Origin of the sequence: Jhaorihella thermophila (genome assembly GCF_900108275.1) — a bacterium.
Classification (GTDB): domain Bacteria; phylum Pseudomonadota; class Alphaproteobacteria; order Rhodobacterales; family Rhodobacteraceae; genus Jhaorihella; species Jhaorihella thermophila.
This window is the reverse complement of sequence record NZ_FNVD01000018.1, coordinates 26,749-43,132: the sequence shown is the minus strand read 5'-3', so window position 1 is coordinate 43,132 and position 16,384 is coordinate 26,749. Positions and strand designations below refer to the sequence as shown.

Annotated in this window: 16 protein-coding genes; 10 read left to right on the top strand and 6 right to left on the bottom strand. The window is 65.4% G+C overall.

From position 1 onward, the window contains the following. The 6 genes from C4S70_RS15580 to C4S70_RS15555 all read right to left on the bottom strand — a co-directional run. Nucleotides 1-1,253: site-specific DNA-methyltransferase (locus tag C4S70_RS15580; protein ID WP_104009035.1), on the bottom strand; the 1,253-nt coding region annotated here is incomplete at its 3' end. Between the two features lie 425 nt (nucleotides 1,254-1,678). After that, nucleotides 1,679-2,059, bottom strand: coding sequence for a DUF6362 family protein (locus tag C4S70_RS15575; RefSeq protein ID WP_104009034.1), 381 nt, complete (start codon nucleotides 2,057-2,059; stop codon nucleotides 1,679-1,681). Next, the gene (locus C4S70_RS15570) at nucleotides 2,052-2,258 is read right to left on the bottom strand and encodes a hypothetical protein (RefSeq protein ID WP_380218937.1); all 207 of its coding nucleotides are present in this window, start codon (nucleotides 2,256-2,258) and stop codon (nucleotides 2,052-2,054) included. The genes C4S70_RS15575 and C4S70_RS15570 overlap by 8 nt, the downstream gene beginning before the upstream one ends. Beyond that, the gene (locus C4S70_RS15565) at nucleotides 2,255-2,782 is read right to left on the bottom strand and encodes a hypothetical protein (protein WP_104009032.1); all 528 of its coding nucleotides are present in this window, start codon (nucleotides 2,780-2,782) and stop codon (nucleotides 2,255-2,257) included. The genes C4S70_RS15570 and C4S70_RS15565 overlap by 4 nt, the downstream gene beginning before the upstream one ends. Next, nucleotides 2,779-6,279 (bottom strand): toprim domain-containing protein, encoded by a 3,501-nt coding sequence (locus tag C4S70_RS15560; protein ID WP_104009031.1) that lies wholly within the window; start codon nucleotides 6,277-6,279, stop codon nucleotides 2,779-2,781. The genes C4S70_RS15565 and C4S70_RS15560 overlap by 4 nt, the downstream gene beginning before the upstream one ends. A 510-nt stretch (nucleotides 6,280-6,789) precedes the next feature. Continuing rightward, nucleotides 6,790-7,494: a hypothetical protein gene (locus C4S70_RS15555; RefSeq protein ID WP_104009030.1), complete on the bottom strand. Its 705-nt coding sequence runs from the start codon at nucleotides 7,492-7,494 to the stop codon at nucleotides 6,790-6,792. Nucleotides 7,495-7,881: 387 nt separating this feature from the next. Here C4S70_RS15555 and C4S70_RS15545 point away from each other — a divergent pair, with 387 nt between their 5' ends. The 10 genes from C4S70_RS15545 to C4S70_RS15500 all read left to right on the top strand — a co-directional run bounded on the left by C4S70_RS15545 (nucleotide 7,882) and on the right by C4S70_RS15500 (nucleotide 16,383). Then, a complete protein-coding gene (locus C4S70_RS15545; protein ID WP_104009028.1) occupies nucleotides 7,882-8,331 on the top strand; it encodes a DUF2924 domain-containing protein in 450 nt (149 codons plus the stop codon). Next, entirely contained in the window at nucleotides 8,328-9,635 is a 1,308-nt protein-coding gene (locus C4S70_RS15540; RefSeq protein ID WP_104009027.1) for a recombinase family protein, read from the top strand. Before C4S70_RS15545 ends, C4S70_RS15540 begins: the two co-directional genes overlap by 4 nt. Beyond that, the gene (locus tag C4S70_RS15535) at nucleotides 9,632-10,018 is read left to right on the top strand and encodes a hypothetical protein (protein ID WP_104009026.1); all 387 of its coding nucleotides are present in this window, start codon (nucleotides 9,632-9,634) and stop codon (nucleotides 10,016-10,018) included. The genes C4S70_RS15540 and C4S70_RS15535 overlap by 4 nt, the downstream gene beginning before the upstream one ends. A gap of 150 nt (nucleotides 10,019-10,168) precedes the next feature. Next, nucleotides 10,169-10,351: a type II toxin-antitoxin system Phd/YefM family antitoxin gene (locus C4S70_RS15530; RefSeq protein WP_072746518.1), complete on the top strand. Its 183-nt coding sequence runs from the start codon at nucleotides 10,169-10,171 to the stop codon at nucleotides 10,349-10,351. Further along, nucleotides 10,351-11,892: a class I SAM-dependent DNA methyltransferase gene (locus C4S70_RS15525; RefSeq protein ID WP_104009025.1), complete on the top strand. Its 1,542-nt coding sequence runs from the start codon at nucleotides 10,351-10,353 to the stop codon at nucleotides 11,890-11,892. The genes C4S70_RS15530 and C4S70_RS15525 overlap by 1 nt, the downstream gene beginning before the upstream one ends. After that, entirely contained in the window at nucleotides 11,885-13,186 is a 1,302-nt protein-coding gene (locus C4S70_RS15520; RefSeq protein WP_104009024.1) for a restriction endonuclease subunit S, read from the top strand. The genes C4S70_RS15525 and C4S70_RS15520 overlap by 8 nt, the downstream gene beginning before the upstream one ends. After that, nucleotides 13,183-14,013, top strand: a complete 831-nt coding sequence (locus C4S70_RS15515) for a hypothetical protein (protein WP_104009023.1) — start codon at nucleotides 13,183-13,185, stop codon at nucleotides 14,011-14,013. The genes C4S70_RS15520 and C4S70_RS15515 overlap by 4 nt, the downstream gene beginning before the upstream one ends. Beyond that, a complete protein-coding gene (locus tag C4S70_RS15510; RefSeq protein ID WP_104009022.1) occupies nucleotides 14,010-14,738 on the top strand; it encodes an abortive infection family protein in 729 nt (242 codons plus the stop codon). Before C4S70_RS15515 ends, C4S70_RS15510 begins: the two co-directional genes overlap by 4 nt. Then, the gene (locus C4S70_RS15505; protein WP_104009021.1) at nucleotides 14,735-15,889 is read left to right on the top strand and encodes an ImmA/IrrE family metallo-endopeptidase; all 1,155 of its coding nucleotides are present in this window, start codon (nucleotides 14,735-14,737) and stop codon (nucleotides 15,887-15,889) included. The genes C4S70_RS15510 and C4S70_RS15505 overlap by 4 nt, the downstream gene beginning before the upstream one ends. Further along, entirely contained in the window at nucleotides 15,886-16,383 is a 498-nt protein-coding gene (locus C4S70_RS15500) for a DUF4411 family protein (RefSeq protein ID WP_104009020.1), read from the top strand. The genes C4S70_RS15505 and C4S70_RS15500 overlap by 4 nt, the downstream gene beginning before the upstream one ends. Nucleotide 16,384 lies beyond the last annotated feature (1 nt).

The window sequence follows — 16,384 nt, the reverse complement described above, 5'->3', positions numbered from 1 at the left end:
CCATCGAGGATCGCGTCCTTGCCAGTCTCCGCCTGCCAGCGCTCGACGGCGACGTCGACATAGGCTGGGCTGATCTCCATCGCGAAGACGCGGCGACCGTTGGCTTCGCCCGCCATGATCTGCGAGCCGGAGCCCGAGAATGGCTCGTAGCAGAGGCCGCCCCGCGCCACATGCTGACGCATCGGGATCCCGAAGGCGTCGAGCGGTTTCGGCGTCGGATGGTCCGGGCGCTCGTCCTTCGCGAAGGACGGCATCTCCCAAGTGGACGGGAGCGTTTCCTCGGCCACTTTCGGAGGCCGGTTCGGGCGGCGCCAGCCCATGAAGCAGGGTTCATGTTTCCACAGGTAATGCGACCGGGTCAGGACTCCCCGATCCTTCACCCAGATGATCTGCTGGTGGACGAAGGCGCCGGCCTTCTCCCAGCAGGCCTCCAGCATCGCCTGGCGCCGGGAGGCGTGCCAGCAATACCAGGCGGCGTCCTCGGTGATCGCCTCGGCCACCGCCGCGGCGATGAAACCGTCGTAGAGGTCCGCGCCCTGCGAGCTGTCGTCCCAGGTGACGCCGTAGGATTGGCTCCAGTCCTTGTTGCGGGTTGGATGGTTGGAGCCGTCGTAGTCCACGAGATACGGCGGGTCGGTGGCGAACAACACCGCGCGCTCGCCGTTCATCAGGCGGCGCACATCGTCGTCGTTTGTGCTGTCCCCGCAGAGCAGCCGGTGATCGCCGAGGATCCACAGATCGCCCGTGCGCGATGCCGGGTTGCGCGGCGGTTCGGGGATGGTCACCGGCGGCACGGAGCCCCCGGCGCCGCCTTCTTCTTCACCGTCCCCGTCAGGATCGAAGGCCAGGAGCTTGTCGAGCTCGCCGTCGGAAAACCCCACGAGCGACAGGTCGAAGTCCTCGGCCAGCAGGTCCTGCAGCTCGGCCGACAGCAGCGCCTCGTCCCATGGGGATTCAGTCAGCCGGTTGTCCGCGATGCGATAGGCCCGCCGCTGCGCCTCGGTCAGGTGCCCGAGCACGATCACCGGCGCCTCGGTCAGCCCGAGCTGCGTCGCCGCAAGCACGCGTCCGTGGCCCGCAATCAGTTCGCCGTCCTCGCCCACGAGGCAGGGCACGGTCCAGCCGAACTCGGCCATGCTGGCGGCGATCTTCGCGACCTGGTCGGCCCCGTGCACCTTCGCGTTCTTCGCGTAGGGTTGGAGCTTGGCCAGCGGCCAGGTCTCGATCCGCTCCGGGGCGAAGCTCAGCGTCATGGGCAGTGTTCCGTGAATGTGGTGGATCCCAGCGCGGCGGATTCCGGATGCCGCGCTGGACTCCTCGCGGGGTCCAGCGGCATCCGGGGGTATCCGGCCGAAAGGCCAGTGTTTATTGGGGTTTACGCGGGGTTTGGGTGGATCCGGATTCCGGGTGGCTTCCCAAAAAACCGGCCCTGTCGCTGGCGATATTGCGCGCCAAGCCCGCCAGCATACGTATCCGGCCCAGAAGGAACCAAGAATTCAAAGGGTTAGTGGATTGGACCCCATCTGGACCCTTCGGTGGATTCCGGGGACCCGATGGGTATCCGCCAATGAAAACGGGGAGAGCCGTCTTCCAACGCACTCTCCCCATCATGCCCTACGGATAGCACGGATTTGTTGCATGTGTCGAACACAAAAGTGTTGCAACACATTGGATTCACTCACGCATTCAGTCGTGAGGCGATCTTGGTGAGCGCGATCTGCCAGCGCCGCCACGCGGTGGTACGATCGCAGCCCAGCTCGCCGCTGATCTGCTTCCACGGCACACGGGCGGCGCGGGACCAGACCAGCTTGCGCTCGTCCTCCTCGATCCAGAGCACCCAGTCGAAGGTCATCTCAAGGCGGGTGATCGCCGAAGCAGACGGCCAGACCCGCATCGGTTGCGGTTCCATCGCCGCGATCTCACGCGCCGACCGCACGACGTCGGGCCAGGCGTTGAAATATCCCCGCGCTTTCACGGGCGGCAGCTTTCGCAACGTGCGAAACGCCTCCTCGAAATGATCGGCAACGTCGTTCGCGGTCCAGATCTTCCTTTCAGCCATGGCGCACCTCTTCCTCCGGGCGCGGCCCGTAGAGCCTGGTGCCCAGCTGTTCCACCAATTCACGCTCGGGCCAGGTCAGACGGGGGTCGTCGACATCGACGGCGAAAATGCCCTGCTCAAGCCATCCCTCCCGCTTGACCTGTTCAGGGTCACGGCGCCGGCCGCCTTGGCCCGGCGGAGTGAAACGCATCCGTCTCATGCCCGCCCCTCACGCCGTTCTCGTTCCATGGCCGCGCGGGCCTGTTGCGCCATTCGCCGGGTGCGGTCGTTGTCGAGGTCGATACGGCTGAGGCCCGTCTCCCTGTCGACATGGCTGCCTTCGCCATGGCGTGCCCAGGCGATGAAGGCGTTGCCGATCCTGTTGTGGTGCGCGATAAGGGAGCTCTGATTGGCGACGGTGATCAATGGCGCCAGGTAACGGGAGAGGAAGGGCAGCCAATCGGCCGGGTTCAGGATGACGATCTGCTCGACAATGGACAGCGGTGTTTCGACCAGCACGAAAATGCCGTGGATCTCGCTCGGCCAGAACCGGATCTCGAGCGCGCCGCCCAGCAGGCCTTCTTCGGTCAGGAGCGTGTGCTCGCAATCGAGGACGCGGTCGAAGGCCCGGTGGAAATCCACGCGTTCGGTCTCGCTGAGCCGTTCGGCCTTGTGATACCAGTCGGGCAGCTCCGTGTCGTGGAAGCGGCCGGCGTCGTAAAGGCGGATCCTGTCGTAACTCATGGGGTCGTCTCCTCTTTAGGTTGGGGATGCTGGGGCTGCCGCAGGACGGCGGGCTTCGCGGCCTCCAGCCGGGCGGAGAGTGCGTCGAGCGCTGCCCGGTGCGTGGCGAGCACGGCCTGCATGCTGGCGGTCAGGCGGGATGAGAGGGTGTCGAGGCGCGCTGCGTCGCCGCGGCAGGCAGCGACTGCGCCGACCGCGTGGTCCCGCCGAATCTCAAAGCTGGCGAGCGGCCCGAGGCGGCTCACGAGCCAGGCTTCCGGATCGGGGATGCGGGAGAGATCGACGCAGGCAGACCGAGCGCGATGGCCGGCGCCTTGCGGCCGGTAGGTCACCTCCACCGAGGAGGGGGACATTCTGCTATTATAGAGGTCTCTATAATAGTCATTTGTCCCCTTCCTCTTCCGATCCTTCTTAGCGGCCTCGCGGGTCGGCCAGAACTCCGGAAAACAGGCGGCCATGTCGGCGGCGTTCTCCAGCACGATGCCGGTGAGCGCCATCAGGTTGCGCCGGGTCGGGCGCAGGTCGGCCCAAGGCACCAGCGCATCGACGGTGACCGGCAGGGCCACATCCGTGAGCAGGTCGATCTCGAGCGGAGTGGCGGCGCTGCGGTTGACCCCGCGCCCACGGCCCATGGCCTGGATCAGCTCGCCCTCGCAGATGGTCCAGCGCACCGCCTCGGCGATGGAATCTGCGTGTTCTTCCATGGCGAGCGGGGCGCTCCGGTCTCCGGCAAGCCGGACACGGCGCACGGCCATGGGATACCACCAGCCCGCGTCCTTCGGGTTCGGCTCCGGTACGCGGCCGGTCAGCGCCATGGCGATCAGCTCTACCGTGCGCGGCGCCGGCAACGTGCGACCGAGAATGATCATGCCGCCGATCCCGCCCCAGCGATCGAGCCCGCTCAGCGCGTTGAAATGAACCGCCTCGACCCGCGGCGGCAGCCCGGCCGACCTGAGCGCATCGATCGCCGCCTTCTGCCCTACCACCAGGAGATCGACCAACTGGCCGGGGCGGTGGCACTGCCGGGCCCGGAGGTCGATCCAGGCGCGGAGGTCGCGCAGACGAGTGGCCGCGGCCTTGCGGTCCCGCGCGGGCGCGTCGGCGGCCGGTGTCAGGGCGCGGGCCGAGGTCGGGCTGCCGGTGACCTGGCGGACGCGGACATGGGGTTGGCGCGCGGCGACGGGCGTGCCGATGTCGATCCCTGGCAGGTAAGTCCGGACAAGTTCCGGGCGCAGCGTGGCGTCGAGATGCAGGATCGGCGCCTGGGCGGCCCAGCCGGTCCGCATGCGCCCGCGCCAGCGCAGGCGAAGGGCGCGGACGGACCCCGCCTCGGTCATCTCGTGGACGAGCTCGGCGCCGGCGGCATCGTGACCGTTCTCCAGCGCCTCGGCGAGGATCAGCCAGAGCGTGGCGCAGCGCCCGGGCGGCGCCCATGGCTCGCCCGCTGGCGGCAGCACCGCCTCGATGCGCTTGCGCCGCGCCGTCGGGGACATGCCGGGGCGCAGGCCCGCGTCGCGCATCCGGCGGCGTTCCAGCGTCGCGGCGTGGCGGCAATCCTCCGGGGTGAGACCCACGGCTTCGAGGAGGCCGAGGCGCAGCGGACCGGGCTCCGTGACCCGCAGCGCCTTGCACAGCCGCTCGCGGGCGGCGATCAGGTCGGCTGTTGCGCCGACATCCATCTTTCCTTTCGCCCCGTAGCAGACAAGCGAGGTGCGGCCGGGCTCCAGCCCGTCCTGCGTCAGCGTCGCCTTGCCGTCGAGACCGCGCAGGCCCGACTGCCAGAACGCCTCGTCGATGACCAGAAGCCCGACCTCGCCGATGGCCTTCGGCTTCATGTGGAAGAGGCTGTCATGGGCGCAGACGATGACCTGCGCGCTCTGCGCCAGCGGCTTCTGGCGCTGGTAGCCGCAGTCGTGGAAGAAGGGGCAGAGCAGCAGCTCCGCGCCGTTCTTCACCTTGCAGCAGCTCTGTTCGACCGGGTGCTCGATCTCGAGCGCATCGAAGGTTGCGTCGGGGTCGAGGCACATGAGCCGGTCGGGATTGTCGTCGGTCGGATCGGGCGCGGTGCGGCCCTTCCAGAGCATGGCGGTGAGCCCCAATGCCTCGAAGGCGGCAACCTGCTCGGCGCCGAGATCGTGGCGTGGAACGGCATAGACGACCTTGCGGCGGCCGAGACCGCCGGAAGTGACCAGTTCCGCGATCGCGGCGCGTGCGCGCGATGTCTTGCCAAGACCGACATCGACCGGAAGACCGAGGAGCGGCGGCAGGGCGGCCCTTGCCACGATGTTGAAATCCAGCGGGTCGCGGGCCGTGTCGGGGTTCTTCGCCTCCTCCTGTGCGGCCTCTACGGCAGCCCAGTAGTCCGGGATTGCGGCCATGAAACCGGCGATGGCGTCCGCGAGAGCGGCGCGCGCCTCGTCAGGCGTCAGCACCGGCGCGGGCCAGGTCGGCTGCGGTGGCGGGATCCGGGCCGCGCCGGCCACCAGTCCGGCGACAGCGTCCGATCCCTCGGCGCAGAAGAGGTCGTTGGCGTCGCCGGGTCGGTTCGGCACGGCGAGGCGGCCACCGACCGCAAGCGCCACCTTGCGCGCGGCCTCGACACCGGGATTGGTGTCGCGGTCGGGCTTCGCGTCATTGTCGGCGACGAGAACGAGATCGGCCTCGGGGAAGCGGACCCTCAGGGCTTCGGCCACCGGCATCAGGTTGCCCGCGTCCATCGCCGCGATCACGGTATGGCCTGTGGCGATGTGCAGGGTCGCCCCGGTGGCCCAGCCCTCGCAGATCAGGAGCGGACCGCCAGGCTCCGCGAGCGGGTCGGGCTCTGCACCGACCACCGCGAAGTGCCCCTTCTTCGCGCCGCCGGACAGGTAGCGCTTGCCCCCGTCCGGCGCGATGAACTCCAGGCTGTGAATCCACCCGTCGACATCCTGCAGCGGCACGACGAGACGGCCACGTCCGTCCATGCGCAGGGCGAGTGGCGCGGCCCGCTTGGCGGCCAGATAGGGATGATCCTTTGGGGCGGGACGGGCGCTGTCCCAGATCCGGGTGGCCCGCGCTGCGGCGTCTTCAGCGCGTGACGATGCCGGATCTGCGGAGCGGTCGTGTTCCTTCGTCGTGCCGCTCTCGCCCTGACGAATATCAGGCTGGTCAGGATTGGCCGGCTTCGTTTCAACGTATGCTCTGCCAACCTTGAATTTTGCCAATACGGAGTGCCGCGCGCCCATGCCGACGCGATCGCCAATCCAGTCGGTGGCATCCTCGCGCGTCATGCCCAGATCGCGACCGACAAGGTCGGTGAACCAGCCGCCCCGGCCTTCCTCGTGGTCGAACCACATCCCCGCCCGCGCGCCGGAAACGATGACCGCGAGGCTTCCCTTGCGCCCCCAGCGCCATTCCTGGCCCGCGCGGAAGGTCGGCTTGCCCAGGAGTTCAACCGCGAGTTCCGGCACCCGCGCGCGCAGCTCGGCATCGAAGGCTCGCCAGTCCCGCCCGCTCATCGCTGTCTCCGCGGGACGGCCGCATGCACTTCGGCCGGCGCGAGGCCGATGGCGGTGTGCTGCAGGAGGTGGCAGAGACGGGTGGACACGGGGGCTGCGGAACCGAAGGAAGGGCGTTGTTGCCCCCGGTTCTGCTACCCTTCGGCCCGCCTTCGCGACGTCGAAACCGGTCCACCCGGCCGCTGACCATCGCGGTGAAAAGGGGTGACCCCTTCCGCCAAGACATTGAAATCATGTCAGATCACGGGGTGACCCCAAGGGGTTGTTTGTGGCTCCAACAGTGCGCCTGGCGGCCGGGCGCGACAAGTGGGGCGACCCCTTTGCCGCGCGCAAGGGGTGAACGGTTCACCCCTCCCCTGGAACGGCCCACATCCGCGGCTGACGCATCTGGGACCCACGGGATCGTCGCCCCCGCTCTCACGAAACGAAATATTGCCCATCACCGGACAGGCCCGTGCCACGATCGCGTTGGCTTCGACAACGCGATTGCATGCGCCCGCACCGGTCGCGTCAGGCGCGCCGCAGATCGGGGCCGAGCACCCGCTTCGCCCCGCCGCGCTGCGCCGAGGGCAACCGGATCAGCGTGGCCATGGCGTCGGCGAGCTTGTTCGAGACCGGCTCGCCCTCGATCTCCTGCTCGAGGAACCAGTCCACGAGGCAGTCCTTCTTGCCCTGGTTCTCGGCCGTGATCCCGAAATGCGCGATCGCCGCCCGCATCAGTTCGAGATAGGGCGTCGTATAGGGCGCCGTGTCCGTGCCGGCCGCAGGTTGGACTTCGGGCGCGTAATCCGGCCAGATCGCCTTCATCAGGAAGCGCGGCATGCGGATGTCGATGAACTCCCAGTCCCGCGCCGTCAGGCGCCCGAGGCTGTATCTGCCCTCCCGCCACTGCTCGGGCCGGATGCTGCTGTGATAGCCCGAATGCAGACCGAACCCGCTGCTGCCCCCGTAGCCCCAGCCGTTCGGGCGCTCCTCCGTGTAGCGACCCTGGGCGATGAGGTCGCCATCGCGCAAAGCGACGAGCAGCTCGTTCTCCGCCTCGGCCTTCCAGGCAATGGTGGGATCCTGCGGCGGGTTCCAATGGTTGTGCGCCGGGACCGGCTTTGGCGGCGCCTTGGCCGCCTCGGCGGCGCGCCGCGCTACCGTCACGCTTTGCACATGGGCCAGCGCCTCTGCAAAACTCCATTGGGTACGGTCGAGCGATTGCAGCGACATCGGCGGCCTCGTGATTCTTGCGGGATGGCGTGAACATAATGCGAACGCGTGGCCCCCTCAACCCATTCCGACGGTGCAAGGGTGGAGGGGTTCACCCTTTCCCCTCGCGCGTGGGTTGACCGGTTCCGAGGTCGCACGCAGCCGCGCGTTGCGGCACCCATGGATCATGATGTTCGATCCCGGTTCCCTCCGTCGCCCCAACCCCCTGCCGCCCGACATGCTGAGCCCGGCCGAGCGCCGCGCGGAACTGTGCCGTCTGCTGGCTGCCGGCCTGGTCAGGCTGCGGATGCGGGAGAACGGGCAACTCACTGCGGAGAAGGGAGAATTTCCGCTACACAACTCGCTCGACCAGAGCGGTAGTGCAGGTCCAACCAACCGGAGGACCGCATGAATACACACGATCCCATCCCCGCGCGCCTGGCCGCGCTGAAGACCATGAAGACGCCGGAGCTGAAGGCCCAGTGGCGAGAATTGTTCGACAGCGATCCGCCGCCCTTCAACCGGCGTTACCTCGAAAGCCGGCTCGCCTACCGCATCCAGGAACTCGCCTATGGCGGGTTGAAGACCGAGACGATCCGGCGGCTTGAACGGCTCGGAGAAGAACTGGACGGCGGCGACCGCAAGAAATCCCGCATCCGGGCGGACCTCAAGCCCATCGCCGGGACCCGCCTGATCCGCGAATGGCAGGGCGTCGAGCATGTCGTCACCGTCACGACGGATGGGTTTGAGTGGCAGGGGCGGCCCTACACGTCGCTCTCGGCCATAGCCCGCGCCATCACCGGCACGCGCTGGAACGGCTGGGTTTTCTTCGGATTGAAGAGCCGGAGGCGTGCATGAGCGACGTGAAGATCAAGCGCCGCTGCGCGGTCTACACCCGCAAGTCCTCCGAGGAAGGGCTGGAACAGGAGTTCAACTCGCTCGATGCTCAGCGTGAGGCCTGCGAGGCGTTCATCGCCAGCCAGCGCTCCGAGGGCTGGGTGCTGGTCCGCGATCAGTATGACGACGGCGGCATCTCGGGCGGCACGTTGGAGCGTCCCGGCCTGCAGCGGCTGATTGCTGATATCGAAGACGGGCTCGTCGATGTGGTCGTCGTCTACAAGATCGACCGCCTCAGTCGGTCGCTCGCCGACTTCGCCAAGCTGGTCGAAGTGTTCGACCACAATGACGTGACCTTCGTCTCTGTGACGCAGTCCTTCAACACCACCACCTCAATGGGACGGCTGACGCTGAACATCCTGCTGTCCTTCGCCCAGTTCGAGCGCGAGGTGACGGCCGAACGCATCCGCGACAAGGTCGCCGCCAGTCGGAAGAAGGGGATGTGGATGGGCGGCGTGCCGCCCTACGGATACCGCGTCGAGAACCGCAAGCTCGTCATCGACGAAGAGCGCGCGGAACATGTGCGCTGGATCTTCGCCCGCTTCCTCGAGATTGGCTCGGGCACGGAACTTGCGCGCGAGGTCGCGAAACGCGGCCTGCGCACGCCCCGCGGCAACCGGATCGACAAGAAGTACCTGTACCGGATGCTGAACAACCGCGCCTATATCGGCGAGGCGGTCCACAAGGGCGAGAGCTATCCCGGCGAGCACGACGCCATCATCGACCGCGAGACATGGGACCGTGTCCACGCCATCCTGCAGGAGAGCCCCCGCAAGCGGGCGATGCGGACCCGCGCCGAGACACCTGCGCTGCTGAAGGGGCTGCTGTTCGGCCCGGATGGCGCGGCATTCTCGCCGACGCACACCCGCAAGGGCGACAGGCTCTACCGCTACTACGTCAGCCAGACAGTGCTGAAGCACGGCGCCGGATCCTGCCCGGTCGGCCGCGTGCCCGCTGGCGAGATCGAGGCCGCCGTCATCGACCAGCTGCGCGCCGTGTTCCGCCAGCCCGAGATCGTGGCGGGCACGTGGAAGGCGGCGAAGGCGCAGCAGGGCGACGTCACCGAAGCAGACGCCCGCACCGCCCTGCAGCAGCTCGACCCGCTTTGGGACGAACTCTTCCCCGCCGAGCAGGCCCGCATCGTGGCGCTCTTGGTCGAACGGATCGACATCGGCACAGAGGGGCTCGACATCCGGCTGCGGGTCGATGGGTTGCGCGGTCTGGCTCGGGACATGCTGGCAGGCGACAGGGAGAAAGCCGCATGACCAGAGCCACGCCCGACACCATCACCCTGCACGTCCCGTTCCGAGTGGTCAAACGAGGTGGGCGCAAGGAGGTGCAGCTGCCCGACGTCGCGCCGGTTCAACGCAAGACCGACAGCACTCTCGTCAAGGCGCTCGCACGCGCCTTCCGCTGGAAACGCATGCTGGAATCAGGGGAGTTCGCCACCATCAACGAGCTTGCCGAGCGTGAGGGGATTGCGCCGTCCTACATGACCCGCGTCCTGCGGCTGACGCTGCTCGCGCCGGACATCATCGAAACGATCCTGGACGGGCGGCAGGGGCAGGAGGTGACGCTGGGGCGGTTGTTGAAGGGGTTTCCGGCGGAGTGGGAGGCGCAGCAACCATCTTTTCACAAGGTCGAATAGCAGGCCTTTTGCAAACAGCTTCGCACGCGCCCATCCATAAACACCATCCTGCTTGCCCGCTCTCCTGGACGTCCGCCAGCGCGGCTGCTTTCAATTTCCGATTGATTCCAATGGCCATTTCGGCCACTTCTCGTCATGGGAGGACCACCCATGACCGCACTTTCCGCCCGCGACGCCAAGTACAACTTCGGCCGTCTGATCGACCTCGCCCGCGCCGAGCCGGTGGTGGTCGAGAAACACGGGCGCCCGGTCGTGGTGGTCCTGTCCGTCGAAGAATACGAAAGGCTGACCGGCAACAAGGTCGCCCCGTCCCGACTGGAAGGCGAGGAGTGATGGCAACGAACAACAACGCCCCCCTGGGCATCGAGGCAGAGCTGTTCAAGGCCGCCGACAAGCTGCGCGGCAACATGGAGCCGTCGGACTACAAGCACGTCGTCCTCGGCCTGATCTTCCTCAAGCACATCTCCGACAGCTTCGAGGCCAAGCACGCCGAGCTGATGGCCGAATACCCCGAGGGCGCCGAGGACCGCGACGAATACCTCGCCGACAACATCTTCTGGGTGCCGAAGGAGGCGCGCTGGTCCCACCTGCAGGCCAGCGCGAAACAGCCCACCATCGGCAAGATCATTGACGACGCCATGCTGGCGATCGAAAAGGACAACCCCTCGCTCAAGGGGGTGCTGCCCAAGGATTATGCCCGCCCCGCGCTCTCGGCGATCATGCTGGGCGAGCTGATCGACCTCATCGCCAACATCTCCACCCGCTCTGAGCAGGGGCAAGAGCGCGACCTCTTCGGCCGCGTCTACGAATACTTCCTCAAGGAATTCGCCGGCAGCGAAGGCAAGCGGGGCGGCGAATTCTACACCCCCCGCTCGGTCGTGAAAACGATGGTCGAGATGCTCCAGCCCTGGAAGGGCCGCGTCTATGACCCCTGCTGCGGCTCGGGCGGCATGTTCGTGCAGTCCGAAAGCTTCGTCGAGGCGCACGGCGGCCGCATCGGCGACATCGCCATCTACGGCCAGGAAAGCAACCACACCACCTGGCGGCTCTGCCGGATGAACCTTGCCGTGCGCGGGATCGACGCCGACATCCAATGGAACGCTGAGGGCTCCTTCCACAAGGACGCGTTCCCCAGCCTCAAGGCAGACTTCATCCTCGCCAACCCGCCCTTCAACGTCTCCGACTGGGGCGGCGAGCGCCTGCGCGAGGATCCGCGCTGGAAGTATGGCGTGCCGCCCAAGGGAAACGCGAACTTCGCCTGGCTTCAGCATATCCTCTACCACCTCTCCCCCACCGGCACGGCGGGCGTGGTGCTGGCCAACGGCTCGATGTCGTCCACGCAATCGGGCGAGGGCGAGATCCGCAAGGCGATGATCGAAGGCGAGGTGATCGACTGCATGATCGCCCTGCCGGGGCAGCTCTTCTATTCAACCCAGATCCCCGTCTGCCTGTGGTTCCTGGCGCGCGACAAGTCGAACGGCATCGCGCGGGACAGGAAACTGCGCGACCGGCGGGGCGAGATCCTGTTCATCGACGCCCGCAAGCTGGGCCACATGGTGGACCGCACGCGGCGCGAGTTCTCGGACGAGGACATCGAGAAGATCGCCGGCGCCTACCACCGCTGGCGCGAGGGCGAGGGTTACGAGGACGTGCCCGGCTTCTGCAAATCGGCCAGCATCGAGGAGGTGCGGGCGCATGGCCACGTCCTGACCCCGGGCCGCTATGTCGGCGTCGAGGCCGCCGAGGAGGACGACACGCCCTTCCCCGAGCGCTTCGCCGCATTGCAGGCCGAGCTGGAAAAGCAGTTCGCCGAGGCCGACCGGCTGACCGGCGTCATCCGCGAGCGACTGGCGGGGGTGGTGGTTGATGGGTGAAACGCTTCGCCTCGGCGATTTCTGCTCCAAGATTGGCAGCGGAGCGACCCCGCGCGGCGGCAAGGATTCCTATTTGGAGATCGGACCATTTGCACTTATCCGAAGCCAGAATGTTTACAACCACGGGTTCGAGCGCACCGGACTGGCCTATATCTCGGAAAATCAAGCAAATGCCTTGAGTAATGTTGAAGTCCAAACCGGCGATGTTCTCTTGAACATCACTGGTGACAGCGTGGCCCGCGCCTGCCAAGTCACGGATGACGTCCTTCCAGCGCGGGTAAACCAGCATGTCGCGATCATTCGACCTGATGGTCAGAACGTCGACGCTCGGTTTCTCCGATACTACTTGGTTTCTCCCACGATGCAGGCCGAGATGCTGGCACTTGCATCCGCAGGTGCGACAAGGCCAGCACTGACAAAGGGGATGATCGAGAACTTTCGGATCCCTGCGTTCTCGATCCAAAAACAACGCGCCATTGCCGGCGTGCTCTCCGCCCTCGACGACAAGATCGAGCTGAACCGGCGGACGGGCGCGACGCTGGAGGCCATGGCGCGGGCGATCTTTCGCGACTGGTTCGTCGATTTCGGCCCCACCCGCGCGAAGATGCAAGGCCGCGAGCCCTACCTCGCCCCCGACCTCTGGCCCCTCTTCCCCGCCAGCCTCGACGACCAGGGCATTCCCGAGGGGTGGGAGATGGGCACGCTGGGGGATGTGGCCGACACCAACGCCGCGAGTTGGACCGCCAGGAGCCACCCGGACGAGGTAGAATATGTCGATCTGTCCAAAACCAAGTGGGGCACCATTGAATCGACCGCGAAGCTTCCATGGGAAAAGGCGCCCAGCCGAGCGCGCAGGATTGCCCGCGCAGGCGATACCATCATCGGAACGACGCGACCCGGCAACGGTTCTTTCGCCTACATTTCGAGGGATGGCCTCACAGTCAGCACTGGCTTTGCAGTCCTGACACCTAAAAGGCCGGAGTTCCGAGATTTCGTCTACATCGCCGCAACCGATCCCGAGAACATCCGCAGGCTCGCCAACTTGGCGGATGGTCACGGCGGGGCGTATCCGGCAGTCAGGCCTGCCGAAGTCTCGGATACTCCCGTCGTCATACCCCCGGACGAAGTGATCGATGCGTTCGCAAAAGCTGTTTCACCGCTGCGGGCGCGCATTGAATTCAACAAGACCGAAAACGAAACCCTCGCCCAGACCCGCGACCTCCTGCTGCCCAGGCTCATGTCCGGCGAGATTCGCGTGGCCGAGGCCGAGAAGATCGTGGAGGGCGAGGTGTGAGCAGCCTTTCCGATATCGACAAGAGGTATCTGGAAAGCCTGCTGGGCATGGGTGGCGGCTATGTCCTCGATTACAACGATGCCACCTTTGCCGAGTTCTTCCGCCGCCACGGCGTCGATATCCACTCGCGCAAGTATCAGACCTTTGGGACATCCAAGGCCAAGAAGCTGCGCGCCTTTTGGGAGCGGGAGCCCGACGCGCTGGTGGGCAAGGTTCTGGAGGAGCTGCTCGAGGCCTACGTAGCCAGCAAGGAACTGAAGGGCGAGGCTCCGAATACCGCCTTGCTCGATCGCTGCCGGAAGATCGTCGAACGGTTGACCGGCAAGAAGGCAGCCCCTGCTTCCGACGCCGAGGCGGGATTTCTCGACCGCGAGTTCCAGATCCCGAACATCAATAGGCTTCCGGTCGATGCGGGCGTCGCACAAATCCTTGAGGCCCGGATCGCTGAAGCAAGAAATGCCCTGAAGGCCGGCGCGCATCTTTCGGTGATTTTCCTGTGTGGCAGCGTCCTTGAAGGGGCGCTCCTCGGCGCCGCGCAAGCCGATCCGGCCGGTTTCAACCGAGCCACCTGTGCGCCGAAGGACAAGACCGGGAAGGTCCGCCCCTTCCAGGACTGGACACTCGCGGCCTTCATTGATGCGGCCTGCGAGGTTGGTCTGCTCAGCCCTGACGTACAGAGATTTGGCCACGGTTTGCGCGACTTCCGAAATTACATTCACCCGTATCAACAACTACTTTCAGGCTTTGCCCCGGACGAGCACACGGCAAAGGTCTGTTTCCAGGTGCTGAAGGCGGCGCTCGCTGATCTCGCAGGAGAGAGGAGATGACGGCAGATTGGTTTCCCGGCATCCGCGCCTTCTGCGCGCACTGGTCGCATGCTCCGATGCTGCAGCAGACTTTCCAGACGCTCGAATCCGAGTTTCAGCGTGACAGCGACGCTTGCATCGACGCGGCAAAGGGGCTGGTGGAATGTGCTTGCCGCCTCCTCATTGAGGAACTCGACGACCCGGTCGCCCCGCTCAAGCCGACCCGTTCTGATGTCCCGCTAGGCGAGTTGCTCGGATTAGCGGTCCGCACCCTTGAACTCGGTGAAGTCAGGCACCGCGCCTTTGCCAATCTCATACGCGAACACAACAAACTGGCCGACGCCTTGCGGATATTGCGCAATGAAGGGGGAACGGTCTCGCACGGAAAGGACGGTTTCATCGCCAAGCTGTCCGCTCACCATAGGCGCGCATCGGTCCTGGCGGCTGATGCCATCGTCACCTTTCTGCACGAGGCCTATCTGGAGCGCGAGCCGGACCCTGTGCTGACGCTCGAACCGTACGACCGTTTCGCCAAGAGCAACGCGCTGATAGACGAAAACTGCGCCCTTGTGGCAAGCTCCGATGAAGACGGAAGCCTGACGGTGACGGTCTCTCTGCCCGGCGGAGATGATGTGGAACTGGTGGTGACACCCTCGCAGCTTCTGTTCGGGGTAGATCGCGAGGCCTACAAGCTGGCGCTGAATGCCTGCCGCGAGGCAGGCCAACGGGAGGAAGAGGTGGCATGACGCGTGCACCGGTCAAACCGGAGATGCTGCGCTGGGCGATTGAGCGCGCCCGGGTGTCGCCTGATGACCTGAGCGCCCGGTTCAAGAAGCTGGAAGAGTGGCTCCAGGGCGAGGGGCAACCGACGCTCAAGCAGCTCGATGCCTTCGCTAATGCGGTGCATGTGCCTGTGGGCTACCTGTTTCTTCCCGAGCCGCCCGAGGAGCGGTCGCCCATTCCCGACTTCCGAACGTTTGCCGGTCGCACGCTTGCACGGCCGAGCCCCAACCTGCTTGAGATGATCTACGCCTGCCAGGAACGGCAAAGCTGGTATGCCGATTTCGCCCGGCTATACCAGGAACCCGAGTTGCGCTTCGTCGGCAGCGCAACTTTGGATACTTCGCCGGAAGTGGTGGCCGCGCGTATCCGTCAGGCGCTGGGCTTCAGCATCGAGGAACGGTGCGATTGCGCAACATGGACAGACGCGCTTCGCCTGTTCATCCGTCGGGCTGACGATGCCGGCATTCTGGTTATGGTCAGCGGCATCGTGTTCAGCAATACGAACCGCCGGCTCGACGTCGAGGAATTCCGCGGGTTCGCATTGGTCGATCGCAGGGCTCCGTTGGTGTTCATCAATGGCACAGATTCGAAGGCCGCCCAGATGTTTACCCTCGCGCATGAACTCGCGCATATCTGGCTTGGAACCTCTGCGCTTTCGAATGCCAGCGCCCAACCCGCCGGGGGATTCAGACGCGAAGAAGTGTGGTGCAACAAGGTGGCCGCGGAATTGCTTGTGCCACTTGATGCCGTGCGGGCAGAACTGCAGCAGAACGAGCCTTTGGCCGACACACTTCGACGTCTGGCACGCCAATTCAAAGTGAGTACGCTGGTCGTTCTGCGCCGTCTCCTTGACGCTGGTCACCTGACACGCCCTCAGTTCGATGCGGCATGGCAAGATGAACTCGATCACATTCGCGAGATCTCGCAAGGCGCAAGCGGCGGTGGAAATTTCTACCGAACTACCCTCTCTCGAGTAAGCCATCGATTCACGAAAGCTCTCGTAGTCAGTACTCTCGAGGGGCAAACCCTTTACCGTGATGCGTTCCGGATGCTTGGCGTTAAGAAGACCGAGACATTCAACAATCTTGGCCGTGAAGTCGGGGTGATGATGTGACGACATATCTCCTCGACGCCAACGTTTTCATTCAAGCCAAGAACCTCCACTACGGGTTCGATTTCTGTCCCGCATTTTGGGAGTGGCTGGGGGTTCAGAACACGGCGGGAAAGGTGGCGAGTATTGAGAAGGTCGCAGACGAAATCGCGTCGGGTGAAGACGATTTGTCGAATTGGGTTCAGGCCTTGGGACGTGCTTTTTTTCGGCCTGCTGATGATGCGGTCTTGCCAGCATTGGGGACGGTCAGCACTTGGGCAAGTGGCCAAGGCTATGATCCGGCTGCGGTCGCGACCTTTCTCCAGGTCGCGGATTATTGGCTTGTCTCACACGCACTGGCACACCGCTGCACGGTCGTGACGCACGAGGTTCCCGCGGACTCGGCCAAGAAAATCAAGATTCCGAACGCGTGCATTGGATTAAAGGTGGAATGGATCACGCCTTACGAAATGCTGAGACGGGAGAAGGCGAAGTTTGTTTTGGGTAAAGGGAACTAGG

Coding starts and splice junctions, on each gene's coding strand:
- C4S70_RS15560 (WP_104009031.1), bottom strand. CDS start 6,279: ATGAGCGGGCGGGACTGGCGAGCCTTCGATGCCGAGCTGCGCGCGCGG.
- C4S70_RS15510 (WP_104009022.1), top strand. CDS start 14,010: ATGACGGCAGATTGGTTTCCCGGCATCCGCGCCTTCTGCGCGCACTGG.
- C4S70_RS15505 (WP_104009021.1), top strand. CDS start 14,735: ATGACGCGTGCACCGGTCAAACCGGAGATGCTGCGCTGGGCGATTGAG.
- C4S70_RS15570 (WP_380218937.1), bottom strand. CDS start 2,258: ATGAGACGGATGCGTTTCACTCCGCCGGGCCAAGGCGGCCGGCGCCGT.
- C4S70_RS15530 (WP_072746518.1), top strand. CDS start 10,169: ATGACCGCACTTTCCGCCCGCGACGCCAAGTACAACTTCGGCCGTCTG.
- C4S70_RS15540 (WP_104009027.1), top strand. CDS start 8,328: ATGAGCGACGTGAAGATCAAGCGCCGCTGCGCGGTCTACACCCGCAAG.
- C4S70_RS15565 (WP_104009032.1), bottom strand. CDS start 2,782: ATGAGTTACGACAGGATCCGCCTTTACGACGCCGGCCGCTTCCACGAC.
- C4S70_RS15525 (WP_104009025.1), top strand. CDS start 10,351: ATGGCAACGAACAACAACGCCCCCCTGGGCATCGAGGCAGAGCTGTTC.
- C4S70_RS15575 (WP_104009034.1), bottom strand. CDS start 2,059: ATGGCTGAAAGGAAGATCTGGACCGCGAACGACGTTGCCGATCATTTC.
- C4S70_RS15520 (WP_104009024.1), top strand. CDS start 11,885: ATGGGTGAAACGCTTCGCCTCGGCGATTTCTGCTCCAAGATTGGCAGC.
- C4S70_RS15535 (WP_104009026.1), top strand. CDS start 9,632: ATGACCAGAGCCACGCCCGACACCATCACCCTGCACGTCCCGTTCCGA.
- C4S70_RS15555 (WP_104009030.1), bottom strand. CDS start 7,494: ATGTCGCTGCAATCGCTCGACCGTACCCAATGGAGTTTTGCAGAGGCG.
- C4S70_RS15545 (WP_104009028.1), top strand. CDS start 7,882: ATGAATACACACGATCCCATCCCCGCGCGCCTGGCCGCGCTGAAGACC.